Source organism: Mesorhizobium shangrilense, assembly GCF_028826155.1.
Classification (GTDB): domain Bacteria; phylum Pseudomonadota; class Alphaproteobacteria; order Rhizobiales; family Rhizobiaceae; genus Arvimicrobium; species Arvimicrobium flavum.
The window spans coordinates 4592666-4611145 of the sequence record NZ_JAQGPN010000001.1 but is presented as its reverse complement, the minus strand read 5'-3'; the positions used below and the strand labels follow the sequence as shown (position 1 = coordinate 4611145).

General features: G+C 65.2%; 17 protein-coding genes. 11 read left to right on the top strand and 6 right to left on the bottom strand.

What is annotated here, in order from left to right; genetic code table 11:
* Positions 1 to 78 precede the first annotated feature (78 nt).
* Positions 79 to 1044, bottom strand: coding sequence for an ABC transporter substrate-binding protein (locus PD284_RS22245; RefSeq protein WP_274630296.1), 966 nt, complete (start codon positions 1042 to 1044; stop codon positions 79 to 81).
* 217 nt (positions 1045 to 1261) lie between these two features.
* Between PD284_RS22245 and PD284_RS22240 the strand changes: the two genes are divergently transcribed.
* The 11 genes from PD284_RS22240 to PD284_RS22190 all read left to right on the top strand — a co-directional run bounded on the left by PD284_RS22240 (position 1262) and on the right by PD284_RS22190 (position 11932).
* Positions 1262 to 2044 (top strand): DeoR/GlpR family DNA-binding transcription regulator, encoded by a 783-nt coding sequence (locus PD284_RS22240; RefSeq protein ID WP_274630295.1) that lies wholly within the window; start codon positions 1262 to 1264, stop codon positions 2042 to 2044.
* 177 nt (positions 2045 to 2221) lie between these two features.
* Entirely contained in the window at positions 2222 to 3124 is a 903-nt protein-coding gene (locus tag PD284_RS22235; RefSeq protein ID WP_274630294.1) for a LysR family transcriptional regulator, read from the top strand.
* Positions 3125 to 3446: 322 nt separating this feature from the next.
* On the top strand, positions 3447 to 4604 hold the full coding sequence (locus PD284_RS22230; protein ID WP_274630293.1) for an ABC transporter substrate-binding protein: 1158 nt from the start codon (positions 3447 to 3449) through the stop codon (positions 4602 to 4604).
* 149 nt (positions 4605 to 4753) lie between these two features.
* Complete coding sequence (locus PD284_RS22225; RefSeq protein ID WP_274630292.1) at positions 4754 to 5752, top strand: ABC transporter ATP-binding protein; 999 nt, start codon at positions 4754 to 4756, stop codon at positions 5750 to 5752.
* A gap of 175 nt (positions 5753 to 5927) precedes the next feature.
* Positions 5928 to 6302 carry an endonuclease domain-containing protein gene (locus tag PD284_RS22220; protein ID WP_274630291.1) on the top strand — a complete coding sequence of 125 codons (375 nt, stop codon included), beginning with the start codon at positions 5928 to 5930 and terminating at the stop codon, positions 6300 to 6302.
* Complete coding sequence (locus tag PD284_RS22215; RefSeq protein ID WP_274630290.1) at positions 6299 to 7270, top strand: ABC transporter permease; 972 nt, start codon at positions 6299 to 6301, stop codon at positions 7268 to 7270. Before PD284_RS22220 ends, PD284_RS22215 begins: the two co-directional genes overlap by 4 nt.
* 176 nt (positions 7271 to 7446) lie before the next feature.
* Entirely contained in the window at positions 7447 to 8262 is an 816-nt protein-coding gene (locus tag PD284_RS22210; RefSeq protein WP_274630289.1) for an ABC transporter permease, read from the top strand.
* Positions 8263 to 8407: 145 nt separating this feature from the next.
* Positions 8408 to 9835, top strand: a complete 1428-nt coding sequence (locus PD284_RS22205; RefSeq protein WP_274630288.1) for a gamma-aminobutyraldehyde dehydrogenase — start codon at positions 8408 to 8410, stop codon at positions 9833 to 9835.
* A 59-nt stretch (positions 9836 to 9894) separates the two neighbouring features.
* Entirely contained in the window at positions 9895 to 10308 is a 414-nt protein-coding gene (locus PD284_RS22200) for a hypothetical protein (protein WP_274630287.1), read from the top strand.
* A gap of 100 nt (positions 10309 to 10408) precedes the next feature.
* Entirely contained in the window at positions 10409 to 11266 is an 858-nt protein-coding gene (locus tag PD284_RS22195; RefSeq protein WP_274630286.1) for a sugar phosphate isomerase/epimerase family protein, read from the top strand.
* A 96-nt stretch (positions 11267 to 11362) separates the two neighbouring features.
* Positions 11363 to 11932: an NADPH-dependent FMN reductase gene (locus PD284_RS22190; protein WP_274630285.1), complete on the top strand. Its 570-nt coding sequence runs from the start codon at positions 11363 to 11365 to the stop codon at positions 11930 to 11932.
* Between the two features lie 175 nt (positions 11933 to 12107).
* On the opposite strand, the gene PD284_RS22185 is transcribed toward PD284_RS22190, so the two are convergent.
* The 5 genes from PD284_RS22185 to PD284_RS22165 form a co-directional block, all read right to left on the bottom strand.
* Positions 12108 to 12401, bottom strand: coding sequence for a formate dehydrogenase subunit delta (locus PD284_RS22185; protein ID WP_274630284.1), 294 nt, complete (start codon positions 12399 to 12401; stop codon positions 12108 to 12110).
* Positions 12391 to 13224 (bottom strand): formate dehydrogenase accessory sulfurtransferase FdhD, encoded by an 834-nt coding sequence (gene fdhD, locus PD284_RS22180; RefSeq protein WP_274630283.1) that lies wholly within the window; start codon positions 13222 to 13224, stop codon positions 12391 to 12393. The genes PD284_RS22185 and fdhD overlap by 11 nt, the downstream gene beginning before the upstream one ends.
* A 2-nt stretch (positions 13225 to 13226) precedes the next feature.
* Positions 13227 to 16103 (bottom strand): formate dehydrogenase subunit alpha, encoded by a 2877-nt coding sequence (gene fdhF / locus PD284_RS22175; protein WP_274630730.1) that lies wholly within the window; start codon positions 16101 to 16103, stop codon positions 13227 to 13229.
* A gap of 210 nt (positions 16104 to 16313) precedes the next feature.
* A complete protein-coding gene (locus tag PD284_RS22170) occupies positions 16314 to 17870 on the bottom strand; it encodes a formate dehydrogenase beta subunit (protein ID WP_274630282.1) in 1557 nt (518 codons plus the stop codon).
* On the bottom strand, positions 17867 to 18346 hold the full coding sequence (locus tag PD284_RS22165; protein WP_274630281.1) for a formate dehydrogenase subunit gamma: 480 nt from the start codon (positions 18344 to 18346) through the stop codon (positions 17867 to 17869). The genes PD284_RS22170 and PD284_RS22165 overlap by 4 nt, the downstream gene beginning before the upstream one ends.
* Positions 18347 to 18480 lie beyond the last annotated feature (134 nt).

Genomic DNA, 18480 nt, shown 5'->3' with positions numbered 1-18480 from the left:
GCGGGCATTCCGGCTGCGCCTATCTGACGGACCGAACGACATCGCGCTATTCCAGCAGATCGCTAGCCCTCGGCGCTCCTACTTCTTGAGCCACTTGGACCACGTGGGCTCGTTTGCGGCCATCCACGCCTGCACGACCTCGCTCACCGGCTTGCCGTTGAGGTCGACTTCGGTGATCATCTGCCCCATCTGGTCGTTGTCGATGGTGAAGGCCTTGATCGCCTTGTAGGCGCCCGGCCACTTGTCCTTCACGCCGACCCAGCCGACTTTCCAGATCTCGCCGAAGGGTTTTCCGCAATCATAGAGCGCGTCAGGATTGGAGCCCCATTTGGGGTCGGTGTAGCACTCCTTCGTGTACTCCGGGAATTCGATCCACTCGCCCTTGTACTTGGTTGGCGCCCAATGGGGGGCGTAGATCCAGAGCAGGATCGGCGCCTGCCGCTGGTAGGCGCTCTCGAGCTCGGCGAATAGCGCCGCGTCGGTGCCGGCATGGATCACCTCGAAGGGCAGCCCCAGCGCCTCGACGCGCTCGTCGTCGAATCCGCCCCACGTGACCGGGCCACCAAGGTAGCGGCCCTTCGGCGCAGTCTCCGCTGTCGAGAACGCCTCGGCGCACTTCTCGTCCTTCAGCGCTTCCCAGTTCGGCAGGCCGGGGCATTTCTCCTTCATGTATTCGGGAAACCACCACTCTTCCTTGGCCTTCATGCCGGTAGGGCCGATCACCTCGGTCTTGCCGGTGGCGGTGGAGGCGTCCATGGCGTCCCGCCCGGTCGTCTCCCACATCTCCATGGCTACGTGCAGGTCGCCCGTCTCCAGCCCGGCAAACTGCGCCAGGTAGTCCGCTTGCACGTATTCCACGCTGTATCCGGCCTTCTTCAGCACCTCGCCCATCAGCTCGGTCGTGATGAGCTGGCCGGTCCAGTCGTGGAGGGTCAGCTTGATCGGATCGGTCGATTCCTGCGCCATCGCCGAAGAGCAGGCGAGAGCGGTCGAAACGGTCAACGCCGCAATGGCGCATGTAAGTTTGTGCGACGTGAACAACATGTAGAGCCTCCTGCTCGCAGTGTTGGCCGATCAAGTATCGGCACGCGGCTCTGTCGACCGCTTGTGCCCAGTTCCCGAACACAATGTCTCGCAGCAGGCCAAGACTTGTCAACGCGATGCTGTGGCTTTCTTTGCTTTTTTGCCCGAGTGCGGTTGTCATCCGCCAAATCTGTGAAAATATGCGCCCCACAATGACTTTCCGCCACGCGAGACGACCATGAATCACTCCAAACGCCATGGCGAGATCCTGCGTCTGCTGCAGGAGGAGGGGACGATCACGATCGCCGCGCTTGCCGAAAAGCTCGGCGTCTCCCTGGAAACGGTCCGCCGCGACGTGAAGCCGCTCACCAACGACGGCTCGGTGCTCAAGATGCACGGCGCGATCAGCCTGCCGTCGCTAGCGGGCGAAGCCCCTTTCGAGCGCCGCATGCGTGAGAATGCGGAAGCCAAGCGCGCCATTGCCCGCCTCGTCGCGACGACCATCCAGGACGGCGATTCCGTGATGCTGGACACCGGCACGACGACCAGCTTCCTTGCCCGCGAACTGCTCGGCCACCGGCGGCTCACCGTCATCACCAATTCGTCGGACATCGCCCGCACCCTGGCGACCGTCAACGGCAACAAGGTCTACATGGCCGGCGGCGAACTGCGCAGCGACAGCGGCGCGGCCTTCGGCGCATCCGCCATAGAATTCGTCAGCCGGTTCACGGTCACCCATTCCGTTCTTTCGGTGGGTGCGGTCGACGCCGCCATCGGCATCATGGACTACAATCTGGATGAGGCCGAGTTCGCCCGCATGGTGCTCACCCGTGGCGCTCGCACGGTGGTGGTGACCGATCACACCAAGTTCGGCCGGCACGGGCTGGTGAAGGTCTGCGACTTCAAGGACTTCCAGGAGCTCTACACCGACCACCTGCCGCCCCGCGACGTCGCCGCCGCCCTCGAAGAGGCGGGCGTGCGGGTCATCGTTGCGAACGGCCTCAGGGAGGCTGCGGCGTGAGCATCAGCCATCCCTCCCCCTTGAGGGGAGGGTGGCCGCGAAGCGGTCGGGTGGGGCCGGTCAATGCCGCGCTCGACCTTCCGAAGGCGTCCACTGCTTCCGCCGCGACCCCACCCCGATCCGCTCCGCGGATCGGCCCTCCCCTCAAGGGGGAGGGGAGGCCTAAACGATAGCCACATGGCCTTCACGCTCCGCCAGCTTCAGTTCTTTGTCGCCGTCGCGGAACGTGGCTCGGTGCTGCGCGCGGCCCAGCATCTGTCGATCTCGCAGTCATCCGTCACGGAATCGATCAAGGACCTCGAGCGCGATCTCGGCGTCGAACTCTTCGACCGTCATCCGCGTGGCCTCAACATCACGCACAAGGGCCATCAGTTCCTGCGCCACGCGACCAAGATCCTCGCCTCAGTCTCCGATGCGCGCCGCACCTTTTCCGAGGAGCAGACGGAGGCGGGCCGGCTCCAGCTCGGCGTCACGTCGATGGTCGCCGGCTATGTGCTTTCGGACCTGCTCGCCCGCTACCGGCGCGCATTTCCGGGCGTCGAGATAGGCGCGATCGAGGACAATGGCGACTATCTCGAGCATCTTCTCATCGGCGGCGAACTCGACGTCGCGGTGATGGTCATTTCCAACCTGCGCGACCGCATGGCGCTGCAGGCGGAAATCCTGGAGGTCTCGCCCTACCGCCTGTGGCTGCCGCTCGGTCACCCGCTGTCGTCCGCCGACATCATCGGCATCGACGACATTGCCAGGGAGCCGCTGATCATGCTGACGGTGGACGAAATCGAGGAGAACACCGGCAAGGTGCTCGCCGCCTTTGGCGCACGTCCGCATGTCGCCTTCCGCACGCGTTCGGTGGAGGCGGTTCGCAGTCTGGTGGCGACGGGAGCGGGAATCGCGCTGCTGCCGGACCTCGTCTACCGGCCATGGTCGCTCGAAGGCGATCGCATCGAGTCCCGTGACATTTCCGGGTCGCTGCCCGTCGTGCAGGTCGGCATGGTGTGGCGGCGCGGCTCGGGTCTCTCGCAGGCGGCGCGCGACTTCATCGGCCTTGCCCAATCGCAGCGCACCACGCGGCGCTGAGCTTCCTTCCACGTGCAAAGTTACGCCGCATCGGCAACCGGGGCGGACAATTTCGCGCGCTCCTTGGGCCGGATGGGTCCGCCCGGCAACACCCCCGCGAGCGGGGGACCCTCGACGACGTTGCATAGGGCCCTTCGCCGGCGCTTCGTCCCCGGTCTGGACGCGTCGTTGCACGGAAAAGTATGCGCTGTCGCAGGTATCGGAAAATCCGATACCGATGTTCTGTTTAATCAATTTGCGAAACCTCTAGATTCGTATCACGCTCACATTCAGGGATCACGCTGCCGCCAGAGAGCAGCGCCTCAAATGGGAGATGGCAATCATGAAATCGTTGCTGAAGACCTGTACCGCGATGGCGCTTGCGTTGGGGCTGGCCGGGCAGGCTGTCGCGCAGGTGAAGGAGATCGGGCCTGCCGAGGGACAGCTCACCATCGTCGCATGGCCGGGCTACATCGAGCGCGGCGAGACCGACAAGGCCTTCGACTGGGTGACCAAGTTCGAGGAGGCGTCCGGCTGCAAGGTCAACGTCAAGACCGCCAACACGTCCGACGAGATGGTGGCGCTGATGAACGAGGGCGGCTTCGACCTCGTCACCGCCTCCGGCGACGCCTCGCTGCGCCTCGTCGCTGGCAAGCGGGTTCAGCCGATCAACATCGATCTCATCAAGAGCTGGTCGACGCTCGACGACCGGCTGAAGGACGCGCCGTGGCACACGGTCGACGGCGTCCACTACGGCGTTCCCTACATGTGGGGCCCGAACGTCCTGATGTACAACACCAACGTCTTCAAGGAAGCGCCGAAAAGCTGGAATGTCGTCTTCGAGGAGCAGACGCTGCCCGACGGCAAGTCCAACAAGGGCCGCGTCCAGGCCTATGACGGACCGATCCATATCGCCGACGCCGCGCAGTACCTGATGGCGCACAAGCCTGAACTCGGCATCAAGAGCCCCTACGAACTGAACGACGACCAGTACAAGGCGGCGCTCGACCTGCTGCGCCAGCAGCGCCAGCTCGTCGGCCGCTACTGGCACGACGCCTTCATCCAGATAGACGACTTCAAGAACGAGGGCGTGGTCGCCTCGGGCTCCTGGCCGTTCCAGGTCAACCTGCTGAAGGGCGCGAAGGACCCGGTCGCCTCAGTGTTCCCCGAGGAGGGGGTGACCGGCTGGGCGGACACCACCATGATGCATGTCGATTCCGCCAATCCGAATTGCGCCTACATGTGGATGGAGCATTCTCTGGCCTCCAACCTGCAGAGCGATCTTTCGGTGTGGTTCGGCGCGAACCCGTCTGTCCCGGCGGCCTGCACGGACAAGCGCGGCATGCAGACCGCCGAGGGCTGCACGGCCAACGGCATGGACAATTTCGACAAGGTCCGGTTCTGGACGACGCCGACCTCGAAATGCGCCAGCCAGAACGACCAGTGCGTGCCCTACTATCGCTGGGTGTCGGACTATATCGGCGTGATCGGCGGGCGGTAGGCGTTTACCCTCCCCCTGAGGGAGGGTCGACACGAAGCGTCGGGGTGGGGTTGGCTCAGGCGGCCGCGCTACCCCTCCAGCGCCTTCGGCGCGACCTTCCCAAAGAGGGAGGTAGGGCGCGGCTACGCTTGCGCGAATACGGAAGAGCCATGATCCCAGCCGTCTCATTCCAGAAGGTATCGCGCCACTTCGGCCAGGTGCGCGCGGTGGATGTCGTCGACCTCGACATCCGGCCCGGCGAGTTCTTCGCCATGCTCGGTCCCTCGGGTTCCGGCAAGACGACCTGCCTGCGTCTCATCGCCGGCTTCGAGCAGCCGACAGCCGGCCACATCGAGATTTTTGGCGAGCGGGCGGAGGGGGTTCCGCCCTACCGGCGCAACGTGAACACGGTGTTCCAGGACTACGCCCTCTTCCCGCACCTCAACGTGCTCGACAACGTCGCCTACGGGCTGATGGTGAAGGGCGTTGGCAAGGCCGAGCGCGGGCGCGCCGCGGAGGACGCGCTCGCTCTCGTGAAGCTGCCGGGCTACGGCGCGCGCAAGCCCAGCCAGTTGTCCGGCGGCCAGCGCCAGCGCGTCGCGCTTGCCCGTGCGCTGGTCAACCAGCCTAAGGTTCTGCTGCTCGACGAACCGCTCGGCGCGCTCGACCTCAAGCTGCGCGAGCAGATGCAGGAGGAACTGAAGAGCCTGCAGAAGTCGCTGGGCATCACCTTCGTCTTCGTCACCCACGACCAGGGCGAGGCGCTGTCCATGGCCGATCGCGTCGCCGTCTTCAACGACGGCAGGATCATGCAGATCGGCACGCCGGAAGAAATCTACCAGAAGCCGCAGACCCGTTTCGTCGCCGACTTCGTCGGCTCCTCCAACGTGCTGCCGCCTGATTTCGTCCAGCGCTACTCCGGCCAGAACCGCTGGGGAAGCCTGCGGCCGGAGCAGATCCGTGTCGCGCCGACGACCGGCGGCGACGGCGTGCCGGCGCGCGTCCTGTCGATGCACTATCTGGGCGCCGCCACGCGCCTCGCGCTCGACGCGGACGGCCTGCGCCTGCATGCGACCGTTCCGGCCGGGGCCAAACTGCCGGAACAGGGCGCACACGTCATGCTGACCTTCAATCGCGACCAGCTGCATTTGATGGAGGGGGACAAGTGATTTTCTGTCCGACCCCCACCCCTAACCCCTCCCCACAAGGGGGAGGGGGATTCGCCCTTCAGCGCCGAGCTTGCCTGCGGGGGCATACGCGAGTTGGCGATCTGTCCCCCTCCCCCTTGTGGGGAGGGGTTAGGGGTGGGGGTACAAGCGGTTCCAACTGGGGGACGCTCTGCTGATGCCCACCGCAATCGCACCCGAGGCCATCAAGAGAGCTCGAACACTTCGTCGAAATATGACCGAAGGCGAACGAAAGCTCGGGTCGGAGCTGAAAGAGTTTCGCCGCATCTATGGACTGCACGTTCGCAGGCAGGCGCCGATCGGACCCTATGTCGCCGACTTCGTGGTTCATGAGAAAAGGTTGGTCATCGAGGTTGATGGTGACCTTCATTTCCTGCCTGAGCGGCAGGCCCGCGATCGTCGACGCGACGAGTGGTTCAACGCTCAAGGCTACAAGGTCGTTCGGCTGACCACGGCGGAACTATCGGACGCCTTTGACGGCTGTATCGAAGAGATACTGCGCGAGCTTGGCCTGATGGAACGCTCATCATGACCTCCGCGACCGCCACGCTCGATCACGCCTCCGCACCCGCTATCCTGCCGGCCAAGGGCGGCATCGCCGGGGCGCTGTCCGACCTCTTCTGGCGGCGGCCGAAGTTCCTCCTGATGCTGATGCTCCTGCCGCCGGTGCTGTGGCTGGGCATCGTCTATCTCGGCTCGCTGCTGGCGCTGCTTTTGCAGAGCTTCTTCTCGATCGACGAGTACTCCGGCCTCATCAACCGCGAGTTCACGCTGAAGACCTACGGCGAGCTGCTGCTGCCGTCGAACCTCGACATCATCCTGCGCACGGTCTCGATGGCGGCGATGGTGACGCTCGCCTCGGCAGTGATCGCCTTCCCGATCGCCTATTTCGCCGCCCGCTATGCCCGCGGCAAATGGAAGGCCCTGTTCTATCTCGGCATCATGCTGCCGCTGTGGTCGAGCTATCTGGTCAAGGTCTATGCGTGGAAGCTGATCCTGGCCAAGGAAGGCATCCTGACCTGGCTGCTCGCCAAACTGCACCTGATCTGGCTGCTCGATGCCTGGCTGTCGCTGCCCATCGTCGGCGGCAACTCGCTGTCGGTTTCGTTCACCGGCACCTTCATCGTCTTCGTCTATGTCTGGCTGCCGTTCATGATCCTGCCGATCCAGGCAGCGCTCGAGCGCGTGCCCGGCAACCTCATCGAGGCGTCGTCCGATCTCGGCGCGTCGCCGCGGCAGACCTTCTCCAACGTGATCTTCCCGCTGGCGCTGCCGGGCATCGTCGCCGGGTCGATCTTCACCTTCTCGCTGACGCTTGGCGACTACATCATCCCGCAGATCGTCGGCACCTCGCGCCTGTTCATCGGCCAGGCCGTCTATGCCCATCAGGGAACCGCCGGAAACATCCCGCTCGCCGCTGCCTTCACGGTCGTGCCGATCGTCATCATGGCCTTCTATCTCTGGGGCGCCAGACGCATGGGGGCCTTCGATGCGCTTTAGGTTTTCTGAATTTACCCCCACCCCTTACCCCTCCCCACAAGGGGGAGGGGAGACTTCAACGACGGCGCTCACCACACATTTGCTGCTGGGCGATAGGGTGACGCCCCCCTCCTCCTTGTGGGGAGGGGTAAGGGGTGGGGGTAAGCTGACCAATCGGGCTGGATGGAGGGCATCCCATGCGCTCTGACCCGAACAACCGCGCGCCGCTCACCCTGAAAATAGCCGCCGGCGCCGGTCTGCTCTTCCTGCACCTGCCGATATTGCTGATCTTCGTCTACGCCTTCACGACGGAGGAGAAGACCTACCAATGGCCGCCGCCGGGCTTAACCACCGAGTGGTTCGCAGTGACGTGGAACAGGCCGGACGTCTGGGAGGCTCTAAAACTCTCCGTGCAGGTGGCCGCGGTTTCGACGGCGATCGCACTGGTGCTCGGCACTCTGTGCGCCGCGGCCGTGTCCGGCTCAAAATTCTTCGGCCGGGAAACGATCTCGCTTCTGGTCATCCTGCCGATCGCGCTGCCGGGCATCATCACCGGCATCTCGCTGCGCTCGGCCTTCTCGCTGATGGATATTCCGTTCTCGACCTGGACCATCATCCTCGGTCACGCGACCTTCTGCGTTGTCGTCGTCTACAACAATGCCGTCGCCCGCTTCCGCCGTACCTCGGGCTCGATGATCGAGGCGTCGATGGATCTCGGCGCCAACGGCTTCCAGACCTTCCGCTATGTGGTGCTGCCCAATATCGGCACGGCGCTGCTTGCCGGCGGCATGCTCGCCTTCGCGCTGAGCTTCGACGAGGTCATCGTGACGACCTTCACCGCCGGCCAGCAGCAGACGCTGCCGATCTGGATGCTCGAGGAACTCGTGCGGCCGCGCCAGCGGCCCGTGACCAACGTCGTGGCGATGGTCGTGGTGCTGGTGACCCTGCTGCCGATCCTCGCCGCCTACTACCTGACCCGCGACGGCGACCAGATCGCCGGAGCGGGGAAATGAACAGGGAGTGAGTAGGGAGTGGTGAGTAGTGAGTAGAACGGGCGGGTGGTAGCCGGGATAGGCGCGCTGTCGCGCCATCCGGTGCCTACTCACTACTCACCACTCCCTACTCGCTCCTCAACGAAATGCGATTGGGAGTATGACCATGGACACTGGAATGCTGATCGGCTCGAAGTTCGAGGCCGGCACCGAGACCGAGGAGCCCATCCTCAATCCCAAGACGGGCGAGACCATCCTCAACTTGCCGGAGGCGAGCCAGGCGCAGATCGAGGCAGCTGTCGCCGCCGCCCAGAAGGCGTTCGCCACATGGTCGCGCACCACGCCGGCGCAGCGCTCCGGCTATCTGTTGCAGATCGCCGACGCCATCGAGAGGAATGCCCAGGACTTCGCCGCGCTCGAGGCGCTGAACTGCGGCAAGCCGATCAATTCGGTGCTCAACGACGAAATCCCTGCAATCGTCGACTGCTACCGCTTCTTCGCCGGTGCGGTCCGCACCATGCCTGGCGCGATTGCGGGCGAGTACCTGCCGGGCTTCACCTCGATGATCCGCCGCGACGCGATCGGCCTCGTCGCCTCCATCGCGCCGTGGAACTATCCGCTGATGATGATGGCCTGGAAGCTGGCGCCCGCCATAGGCGGCGGCAACACGGTCGTCTTCAAGCCATCGGAGCAGACGCCGCTGACGGCACTCAAGCTGGGCAAGCTTCTCGCCGACATCCTGCCGGAAGGCGTCGTCAACATCGTGCTCGGCCGCGGCGAGAGCGTCGGCAACGCGCTGATCAATCATCCGAAGATCGGCATGATTTCGATCACGGGCGACATCGCCACCGGCAAGAAGGTGCTCCAGGCCGCCGCCAAGTCGGTGAAGCGCACGCATCTGGAACTGGGCGGCAAGGCGCCGGTGATCGTCTTCGACGACGCCGACGTCGAAGCGGTGGTGACCGGGCTGCGGGCCTTCGGCTACTACAATGCCGGCCAGGACTGCACCGCCGCCTGCCGGGTCTATGCGGGCAGGAAGGTCTACGACAAACTCGTCGCCGACCTTTCCGCCGCGGTGTCCACGATCAAGTATGCGCAGCCCGACGATACCGAAAACGAGATCGGCCCGCTCATCTCGAAGCGGCAGCGCGACCGGGTCGCCTCCTTCGTGGAGCGCGCTGCCGAGCTCAAGCACATCGAGATCACCACCGGCGGAAAGCCGGGCGAGGGCAACGGCTTCTTCTACCAGCCGACGGTCGTGGCGGGCGCTCTTCAGGAGGACGAGATCGTGCGGCGCGAGGTGTTCGGCCCCGTCGTATCCGTGACCCGCTTCACCGACGTCGAGGACGCGGTCGCCTGGGCGAACGACAGCGACTACGGTCTCGCATCCTCGGTTTGGACGAAGGACGTGTCGCGCGCCATGGCGACTGCGTCGCGCCTTCAGTACGGCTGCACCTGGATCAACACCCACTTCATGCTGTGCAACGAGATGCCCCACGGCGGCCTGAAGCAGTCCGGCTACGGCAAGGACATGTCGCTCTATGCGCTGGAGGACTACACTGCAGTGCGCCATGTCATGGTGGCGCATGGTTGACGCACACGATGGCCGAGGGGCGGTCCCGATGATCTGACGCGGCACGGGGAGGTGGCGGAGTGATCAATATCGCATTGGCTCTGTACGGGATCGTCGTCCTGGGCCTGCTCGCCATGGCGGTGAAATTCGGGTTGGGCCCAGTGCCCGCGCCACACCACGCCGCCGCAATGTCCCAGGATGGCGTGTCATTGACGCCGAAGCTGCGCATGGTGCTGAAGGGCGTCTATCAGTCCATGGCGGGGGCCTATGTCGCGCTGGCGATCGTCATCGCGTGGACGGCTTACGGGTCGATCCGCATAGGTCACGTGTGGCCGGCCTGGGCACTGGCCGTTGCCGGTCTTTGCTGCGGCCTGCCGGCCGCCTTCCGATCGCGGCAGGTGCAGTTGGCGACGGGCGTCCGCTCGCCATGGCTCGCCGCCGTGACGATGACGGCGCTCATGGTCGTGGCGGCGGTGGTCATGAGCCTGCGATAGGCAGTGGCGTCCGGCCTGGTTTGCGCGGCCCGGCGAAGTGGCGCTTGCGCGCCGGGCCAAAGCCTGCAAGCTGGTAGGACCAGATGGCGGGGAGGGTCGCATGAAAATCGGGTTCTGCATGTTCCTGTGGACGACCAGCGTCGGCAGGAAGCACGAGGCGTTGCTTAAGGATCTCAAGGCGACGGGCTACGACGGCGTCGAGATTCCGATTTTCGAAGGTCAGCCCGATGACTACAGGCGGCTCGGCGACATGCTGGACCGGATCGGCCTGGAGCGCACGGCCGTTTCGGCCATGGGCGACCCGGCGATGAACCTCATCTCCCCCGACGCCGCGGCGCGCCGCAACGGCATCGCCTACATGAAATGGGCCCTCGACTGCTCGGAGGCGCTTGGCGCGAGGTTCCTGTCAGGACCGCTGCACTCCACGCTCGGACGGTTTTCGGGGCAGGGGCCCACCGCCGCGGAGAAGAAGCGCTCCGTCGTATCGCAACGAGCCATCGGTGACCATGCCGCAAAGCGCGGCGTGACGGTGGGGCTGGAGGCGCTCAATCGCTTCGAGTGCTATCTGGTCAACACGATGGCCGACCTCTCGGCGCACATCGACGAGATCGGCCATCCGAACATCAAGGCGATGTACGACACCTTCCACGCCAACATCGAGGAGGCCGATCCGATCAAGGCCTATACGAAGCATGTCGCGAACATCGTCCACATCCACATCTCGGAGAACGACCGCGGCGTTCCAGGTCGCGGCAACATTCCCTGGGACGAGACGTTCAATACAATCCGCAAGAGCGGCTACGACGGGTGGCTGACCATTGAGGCCTTTGGCCGCGGCCTCAAGGACCTCGCCGCCGCGACCAAGGTCTGGCGAGACTTCGCCGAGAGCCCGGAAGCCGTGTATCGCGAGGGATACAGGCACATCAGGGACGGATGGAGGAAGGCTGTCCCAGGGTAAGGTTACCGCCAGGATACCTACACACTCCAAGGTACCTTCTTGATGCATGGCTTGTCCGCTCGATATGAGAAATCATCTGATTTCAATAAGGCGGAAATGACGTTGAAACTTCATACAATCATCTGCAGCACGCGTCCGGGACGGGTTGGTCCCAAAGTTGCCGAGTGGTTCAACGGCGTCGCCTCCGCTCACGGCAAGTTCGCGCCGGAACTCGTCGATCTTGCCGATTTCAATCTCCCGGCTTTCGACGAGCCGAAGCATCCTGCGATGCAACAATATGAGCACGAGCACACGAAGCGATGGGCCGCCAGCGTGGCCTCGGCGGACGCTTTCGCCTTCGTCATGCCCGAGTATGACTTTTTCCCGCCGGCAACCCTGGTGAACGCCGTGCAGTTCGTTGCGCGGGAGTGGCACTACAAACCCGCCGTCATCGTCAGCTACGGCGGCATTTCGGGCGGCCTGCGTGCGGCTCAGGCCGCAAAGCTCCTCTTTACCGGCGTGAAGATGATGCCGATTCCGGAGGGCGTCCCGGTTCCGATGGTGGGCCAGCACGTCGGAGAGGATGGCGTCTTCCGTCCCACCGACGTGATCGTCGGCGGCGCCCGGCTGGCGCTCGACGAGTTGCACAAATGGACTGTCGCCCTGAAGCCGGCGCGCGCCGCCTGAGGTAGCGCGTATACGCTCCCTTTATTTCGCCCTTGGAGGGGCGGTCGGGATTGGGGTGGGGGTATCGGCCCCCGCCGAGAGCATACTGCAGCCAGACGGAACCGTCTGGCGTCGCACAGATGCGGATCAGAGATAGATAGAGCGGCGGACTTGCATGCGCCTGAATGCACGTCGCTTAGCCGCTCGGTGCGTCGTCCACGTGCGCGACCTCGGCCAGGCTCATCGGCTGGCTTGGCCGCCTCACCTTCGCGGCCGCCTCCAGCACGAGCGGCCGCAGTCCGGCTCCGCCTGTGTCGATCACCTCGAAGAAGTGCCGACGCATGCGCGGCTCCCAGAACTTGTTGATATGCTCGGCCACACCGGCCACGCCCTCGTCGTGCGGCTTGGACTCGAAGAAGATGCCGATCTGATTGGCCATGCGAACGATCTTTGCGACGCCCGCCGCGGCGTGGGTTTCGTCATGCGACATGTCGTTCGGCTCCGTCGGAAACGCGATCCTTGTGGGTGAAGACGTCGAACTCGTCGCCGCGCACCAGCGCCACCAGCGTCATCCCGGCGGCCTCTGCCGTACGGATCGCAAGCGCCGTGGGTGCGGAGACGGCGACGATCAATGACGCGCCGATTGCGGCGGTCTTCTGCACTATTTCGACGGAAACGCGGCTGGTCACCACCACTGCGCCGCTCGCGCCGGCGATGCCCGCGCGCGCCAGCGCACCGGCCAGCTTGTCGAGCGCATTGTGCCGCCCGACGTCCTCGCGCGCCGCGACGATGCCTTTGCCAGGCAGGTAGAAGCCGGCGGCGTGTACCGCGCCGGTCTGCGCGTGCAGCGGCTGCTGCTTCGCCAGAAGCCTGACGGCTTGCGCGATCTCGGCGGGGCTGAGCGTGACCCGAGACTCGCCGACAGCTTCGACGCTGCGCATCGCCTCCTCGATCGACTCGATGCCGCAAAGGCCGCAGCCGACAGGCCCTGCGAGCCGCCTGCGACGCGCCTCGAAGCGCGTATTCGCCTGGTCCTTCAGGCGGATCTGGATGTCGATCCCGGGGCCTTGGTCGGTGACCTCGACGGCCTCGATCTCGTCCGGCGAGGAGACGATGCCCTCGGTGAGCGAGAAGCCCAGGGCAAAATCCTCGAAATCGGCAGGCGTCGCCATCATCACCGCGTGGGTGGTGCCGGCATAGGAGAGGGCGATCGGTGTTTCCTCGGGCACCATGCGGTCGGCGACCGACGTGCCGGACGTCCGGCGCGCGAGGCGGGGGGCGGGGGTGAGGGGAGTGCGGACGAAGTGCGCCAAGGCTACTCCGCCGCCTCGAGCTGCCCCTTTATCCTCCGGCTGCGGCGCGACAGCTCCTCGTAGTCCATCTGCCAGTCGCTGGGACCATTGGACGGGCTGACCTGCACGGCCGTCACCTTGTATTCGGGGCAGTTGGTCGCCCAGTCCGAATAGTCGGTGGTGACCACGTTGGCCTGCGTGGTCGGGTGGTGGAACGTCGTGTAGACGACGCCCGCAGCCACGCGGTCGGTGATCAGGGCGCGCAGGGTCGTCTCGCCCGCGCGGCTCTGGATGCGCACCCAGTCGCCGTCGCGGATACCGCGGTTTTCCGCATCATGCGGGTGGATCTCCAGCCGGTCCTCTTCATGCCAGACCACGTTCTCCGTGCGGCGCGTCTGGGCGCCCACGTTGTACTGGCTGAGGATGCGGCCGGTGGTGAGCAGCAGCGGGAAGCGGGGCCCCGACCTCTCGTCGGTCGCCACGTACTCGGTGCGGATGAACTTGCCCTTGCCGCGCACGAAGCCCCCGATGTGCATGACGGGCGTGCCCTCGGGCGCCTTCTCGTTGCACGGCCACTGCACGGAGCCGAGATCGTCCAGCTTGGCGAAGCTCACGCCGGCAAAGCTCGGCGTCGTCGCGGCGATCTCGTCCATGATCTCGGACGGGTGCTGGTAGTTCCAGTCGAGGCCGATCGCCTGGGCGAGTTTCTGAGTGGCTTCCCAGTCGGCATAGCGCGCCTTCGGCTCCAGCACCTTGCGCACGCGATTGATGCGCCGCTCGGCGTTGGTGAAGGTGCCGTCCTTTTCGAGGAAGGTCGAGCCCGGCAGGAAGACGTGGGCGTAGTTGGCCGTCTCGTTGAGGAAGAGGTCGTGCACGACGACGCACTCCATCGCCGCAAGGCCGGCGGAGACGTGCCTGGTGTCCGGATCGGACTGGAGGATGTCCTCGCCCTGGATGTAGATGCCCTTGAAGGTGCCCTCCACGGCGGCGTCAAGCATGTTGGGGATGCGCAGGCCCGGCTCGTTGTCGAGCTTCACGCCCCACAGGCTCTCGTAGATCTCGCGCGTTGCGTCTCCCGAGATATGCCGGTAGCCGGGAAGCTCGTGCGGGAAGGAGCCCATGTCGCAGGAGCCCTGCACGTTGTTCTGGCCGCGCAGCGGGTTCACGCCGACGCCCGGCCTGCCGATGTTGCCGGTCGCCATTGCGAGGTTGGCGATCGCCATGACTGCGGTCGATCCCTGGCTGTGCTCGGTCACGCCGAGGCCGTAGTAGATGGCCCCGTTGCCGCCCTTCGCGTAGAGGCGCGCCGCGCCGCGAATGTCGTCGGGATTTACGCCCGCATAGGCGCCGACCGTTTCCGGGCTGTTCTCGGGCATCGAGACGAACGACGCCCAGTCCTGGAACTCCGCCCAGTCGCAGCGGTCGCGGATGAACGCTTCGTTAAACAGGCCTTCCGTCACGATGACGTGGGCGAGCGCCGTCAGCATCGCCACATTGGTGCCGGGCCTGAGCGGCAGGTGGAAGTCGGCCTCGACATGCGCCGAGCGCACGCTGTCGGTGCGCCGCGGGTCGACCACGATCAGCCGCGCACCCTCGCGGATGCGCTTCTTCATGCGCGAGCCGAACACCGGGTGCGCATCGGTCGGGTTCGCCCCGATAATCAGGATGACGTCGGTACGCTCGATCGAGTCGAAGTCCTGCGTGCCGGCCGATGTGCCGTAGGTCTGGCCGAGCCCGTAGCCGGTCGGCGAGTGGCAGACGCGGGCGCAGGTGTCGACGTTGTTGTTCAGAAAGCCCTGGCGGACCAGCTTCTGGACGAGATAGGTCTCCTCGTTGGTGCAGCGCGAGGAGGTGATGCCGCCGACCGAGCCGCGGCCGTACTGGTACTGGATCCGCTTGAACTCCTTGGCGGTGTGGGCAAGCGCTTCTTCCCAGCTCACTTCGCGCCACGGATCCGAGATCTTCTCGCGGATCATCGGGTTGAGGATGCGGTCTTTGTGCGTCCCGTAGCCGTAGGCGAAGCGGCCCTTGACGCAGGAGTGGCCGTGATTGGCCTTGCCATCCTTGTAGGGCATCATGCGGATGACCTCGTCGCCCTTCACCTCGGCCTTGAACGAGCAGCCGACGCCGCAATAGGCGCATGTGGTGACGACCGAGCGTTCCGGCATGCCCTTCTCCAGCACGGACTTCTCGCGCAGGGCATCCGTCGGGCACGCCTGCACGCACGCGCCGCAGGACACGCATTCGGATTCCACGAAGGCTTCGCTCATTCCGGCCGACATGCGGCTCTCGAAGCCGCGCCCCTCGATCGTCAGCGCGAAGGTTCCCTGCACCTCCTCGCAGGCGCGCACGCAGCGCGAGCAGACGATGCACTGGGCCGGATCGTAGGTGAAATACGGGTTGGACTCGTCGCGCACCATATAGTCGATGGTGAGCGACCCGCCGCCGGGCGCCACGTGGTTGCGGCCGTCCGTGCCGTAGCGGTTCTCGGTCAGGCCGACAGCCGCCACCACCTCGTCAAATTCGCTGGCGCCGGTGCCTGCCTTTTCGCCCCAGGCGGTCGGATGGTCGGAAACGTAGAGCTCCATGACGCCGCGCCGGATCGTGTCCAGCCGGTCGCTCCGGGTGTGCACGACCATGCCCTCGCCGACCGGTGTCGTGCAGGAGGCCGGCGTGCCGCCGCGTCCCTCGATCTCGACAAGGCACACCCGGCACGAGCCGAACGCGTCGATCATGTCGGTTGCGCAGAGTTTTGGGATCTCGACCCCTGCCTCCATCGAGGCGCGCATGATCGATGTGCCTTCCGGGACGGTGACGGTGCGGCCGTCGACCGTCAGCGTCACCTGCTTCTCGGATCTGGATTCAGGCGTTCCGTAGTCGATTTCCTGGATGAGACCCATCATGAGGCTCCTAAGGCGCAATTATAGCGCAGAAACGCGGCGGGAAGGGGGTTATTTCCCTCCCCCTTGAGGGGAGGGTGGCCGCGAAGCGGCCGGGTGGGGTACGTGCGGCAGTGCTCGACGCCACGGCGGTGCCTTCTGAGGTTACCCCCTCTGTCGCCTTCGGCGACATCTCCCCCTCGAGGGGGGAGAGGATGTTGGCGCACGCCATCACTCCGCCGCCTCCTTCACGGGATGCGGCCCGAAATCCTCGCCGAAATGCGTCAGCGCGCTCATCACCGGGTAGGGCGTGAAGCCGCCCAGCGCGCACAGCGATCCGAACTTCATCGTGTTGCAGAGGTCGGTGACCAGTTCGACGTTCTTCGCCGGTTCGATGCCCTGCGCGATGCGGTCGAGCACCTCCACCCCGCGCATCGAGCCGATGCGGCAGGGCGTGCACTTGCCGCAGCTCTCGATGGCGCAGAATTCCATGGCGAAGCGCGCCTGCTTCAGCATGTCGGCCGTGTCGTCGAACACGGTGATGCCGGCATGGCCGATCAGCCCGTCCTTGGCGGCGAAGGCCTCGTAGTCGAAGGCGGTGTCGAACAGCGCGCGCGGGAAGTATGCCCCGAGCGGCCCGCCGACCTGCACTGCCTTCACCGGCCGGCCCGTCGCGGTGCCGCCGCCGATGTCGTCCACCAGTTCGCCGAGCGTCATGCCGAACGCCGCCTCGAACAGGCCGCCATGCTTCACGTTGCCGGCGATCTGGATGGGAATGGTGCCGCGCGAGCGTCCCATGCCGAAGTCTTTGTAGAACTGCGCGCCGCGATCCATGATGATCGGTACCGAGGCGAGCGAGATGACGTTGTTGATGACCGTCGGCTTGCCGAACAGGCCCTGGATCGCCGGCAGCGGCGGCTTGGCGCGCACCACGCCGCGCTTGCCTTCCAGCGAGTTCAGCAGCGAGGTCTCCTCGCCGCAGACATAGGCGCCTGCGCCGACGCGGATCTCGATGTCGAAGGCGTTGGGCGAACCCAGCACGTTGACGCCCAGCACGCCGGCCGTGCGCGCGATCTCCACCGCCTTGCGCATCTTGTCGATCGCGTGCGGATATTCGGAGCGGATGTAGACGTAGCCTTTGGTCGCGCCCGTCGCGATGCCGGCGATCGCCATGCCTTCGATCAGGACGAAGGGGTCGCCTTCCATGATCATGCGGTCGGAGAAAGTCGCGCTGTCGCCTTCGTCGGCATTGCAGACGATGTATTTGCGTGCGTCTCTCTGATCGAGCACGGTCTTCCACTTGATGCCGGTCGGGAAACCCGCGCCGCCGCGCCCCCGCAGCCCGGATTCCGTCACCTGCGCGACGATGTCGGCGGGGGGCATGGCGGCCGCATTCGCCAGACCGCGCAACCCGCCATGCGCCCGATAGTCGTCCAGCGACAGCGGATCGGTGATGCCGACGCGAGCGAAGGTGAGGCGTGTCTGCTTAGCGAAGAAGGGAATCTCCTCTACCTTGCCGAGCCGCTTCGGATGCTCTGCTCCTGAGGTCAGGCCGGCGTCGAAAAGGCCCGGCACGTCCCTCGCGCTCACCGGTCCGTAGGCGATGCGGCCGGCCTCGGTGGCCACTTCCACCATCGGCTCCAGCCAGAACATGCCGCGCGAGCCGTTGCGCACGATCCGGGCGTCGAGCCCGCGCGCCGCGATCTCGCTTGCGATGGCCTTCGCAACCTTGTCGGCGCCGAGCGCCAGCGCTCCTGAATCGTCGGGAATGTAGATTGCGACCGTCATGAGCGCACCGCCTCGACGATCTCGTCGATCTTTGCGTCATCGACGCGGCCTATCACCTCACCGTCGAGCATGGCCGACGGCGAGCACGCGCAGAGGCCCAGGCAATAGACCGGCTCCAGCGTCACCGCACCGTCGTTGGTGGTTTCGTGGAAGCCGATCCCGAGCGCCTGCTTCACCTTGGCGGCCACGGCATCGGAGCCCATCGACTGGCAGGCTTCCGCTTGGCAGAGCTTCAGCACGTGCCGGCCGGCCGGGTGGCGGCGGAAATCATGGTAGAACGTCGCCACGCCGTAGACTTCCGCCCGCGAGAGGTTCAGCGCCTCGGCAATCACGGGAAGGGATTCTTCCGGCACGAAGCCGAACTCGTCCTGGATCTGGTGCAGGATGGGCAGCAGGGGACCCTCAAGGTCCTTCAGTTCGGCGACAACGCCGGCCGTCCGCGCTTCGATTTCGGTACTTGCGAGCTGCATCGCCATGCAGCGCCCTCCCTGAATCCGCGTCGCTCCCGACGCTAAGTGCTTATGACAGCAGTTGAAACCGCTCAGATCAATAAAGCGGTTTCGTGGCTCGATAGAAGAATTCTATCAACCTTCCTCCAGCTTCTTGATAT

Coding starts and splice junctions, on each gene's coding strand:
- PD284_RS22245 (WP_274630296.1), bottom strand. CDS start 1,044: ATGTTGTTCACGTCGCACAAACTTACATGCGCCATTGCGGCGTTGACC.
- PD284_RS22240 (WP_274630295.1), top strand. CDS start 1,262: ATGAATCACTCCAAACGCCATGGCGAGATCCTGCGTCTGCTGCAGGAG.
- PD284_RS22235 (WP_274630294.1), top strand. CDS start 2,222: ATGGCCTTCACGCTCCGCCAGCTTCAGTTCTTTGTCGCCGTCGCGGAA.
- PD284_RS22230 (WP_274630293.1), top strand. CDS start 3,447: ATGAAATCGTTGCTGAAGACCTGTACCGCGATGGCGCTTGCGTTGGGG.
- PD284_RS22225 (WP_274630292.1), top strand. CDS start 4,754: ATGATCCCAGCCGTCTCATTCCAGAAGGTATCGCGCCACTTCGGCCAG.
- PD284_RS22220 (WP_274630291.1), top strand. CDS start 5,928: ATGCCCACCGCAATCGCACCCGAGGCCATCAAGAGAGCTCGAACACTT.
- PD284_RS22215 (WP_274630290.1), top strand. CDS start 6,299: ATGACCTCCGCGACCGCCACGCTCGATCACGCCTCCGCACCCGCTATC.
- PD284_RS22210 (WP_274630289.1), top strand. CDS start 7,447: ATGCGCTCTGACCCGAACAACCGCGCGCCGCTCACCCTGAAAATAGCC.
- PD284_RS22205 (WP_274630288.1), top strand. CDS start 8,408: ATGGACACTGGAATGCTGATCGGCTCGAAGTTCGAGGCCGGCACCGAG.
- PD284_RS22195 (WP_274630286.1), top strand. CDS start 10,409: ATGAAAATCGGGTTCTGCATGTTCCTGTGGACGACCAGCGTCGGCAGG.
- PD284_RS22190 (WP_274630285.1), top strand. CDS start 11,363: ATGACGTTGAAACTTCATACAATCATCTGCAGCACGCGTCCGGGACGG.
- PD284_RS22185 (WP_274630284.1), bottom strand. CDS start 12,401: ATGTCGCATGACGAAACCCACGCCGCGGCGGGCGTCGCAAAGATCGTT.
- fdhF (WP_274630730.1), bottom strand. CDS start 16,103: ATGGGTCTCATCCAGGAAATCGACTACGGAACGCCTGAATCCAGATCC.
- PD284_RS22170 (WP_274630282.1), bottom strand. CDS start 17,870: ATGACGGTCGCAATCTACATTCCCGACGATTCAGGAGCGCTGGCGCTC.
- PD284_RS22165 (WP_274630281.1), bottom strand. CDS start 18,346: ATGGCGATGCAGCTCGCAAGTACCGAAATCGAAGCGCGGACGGCCGGC.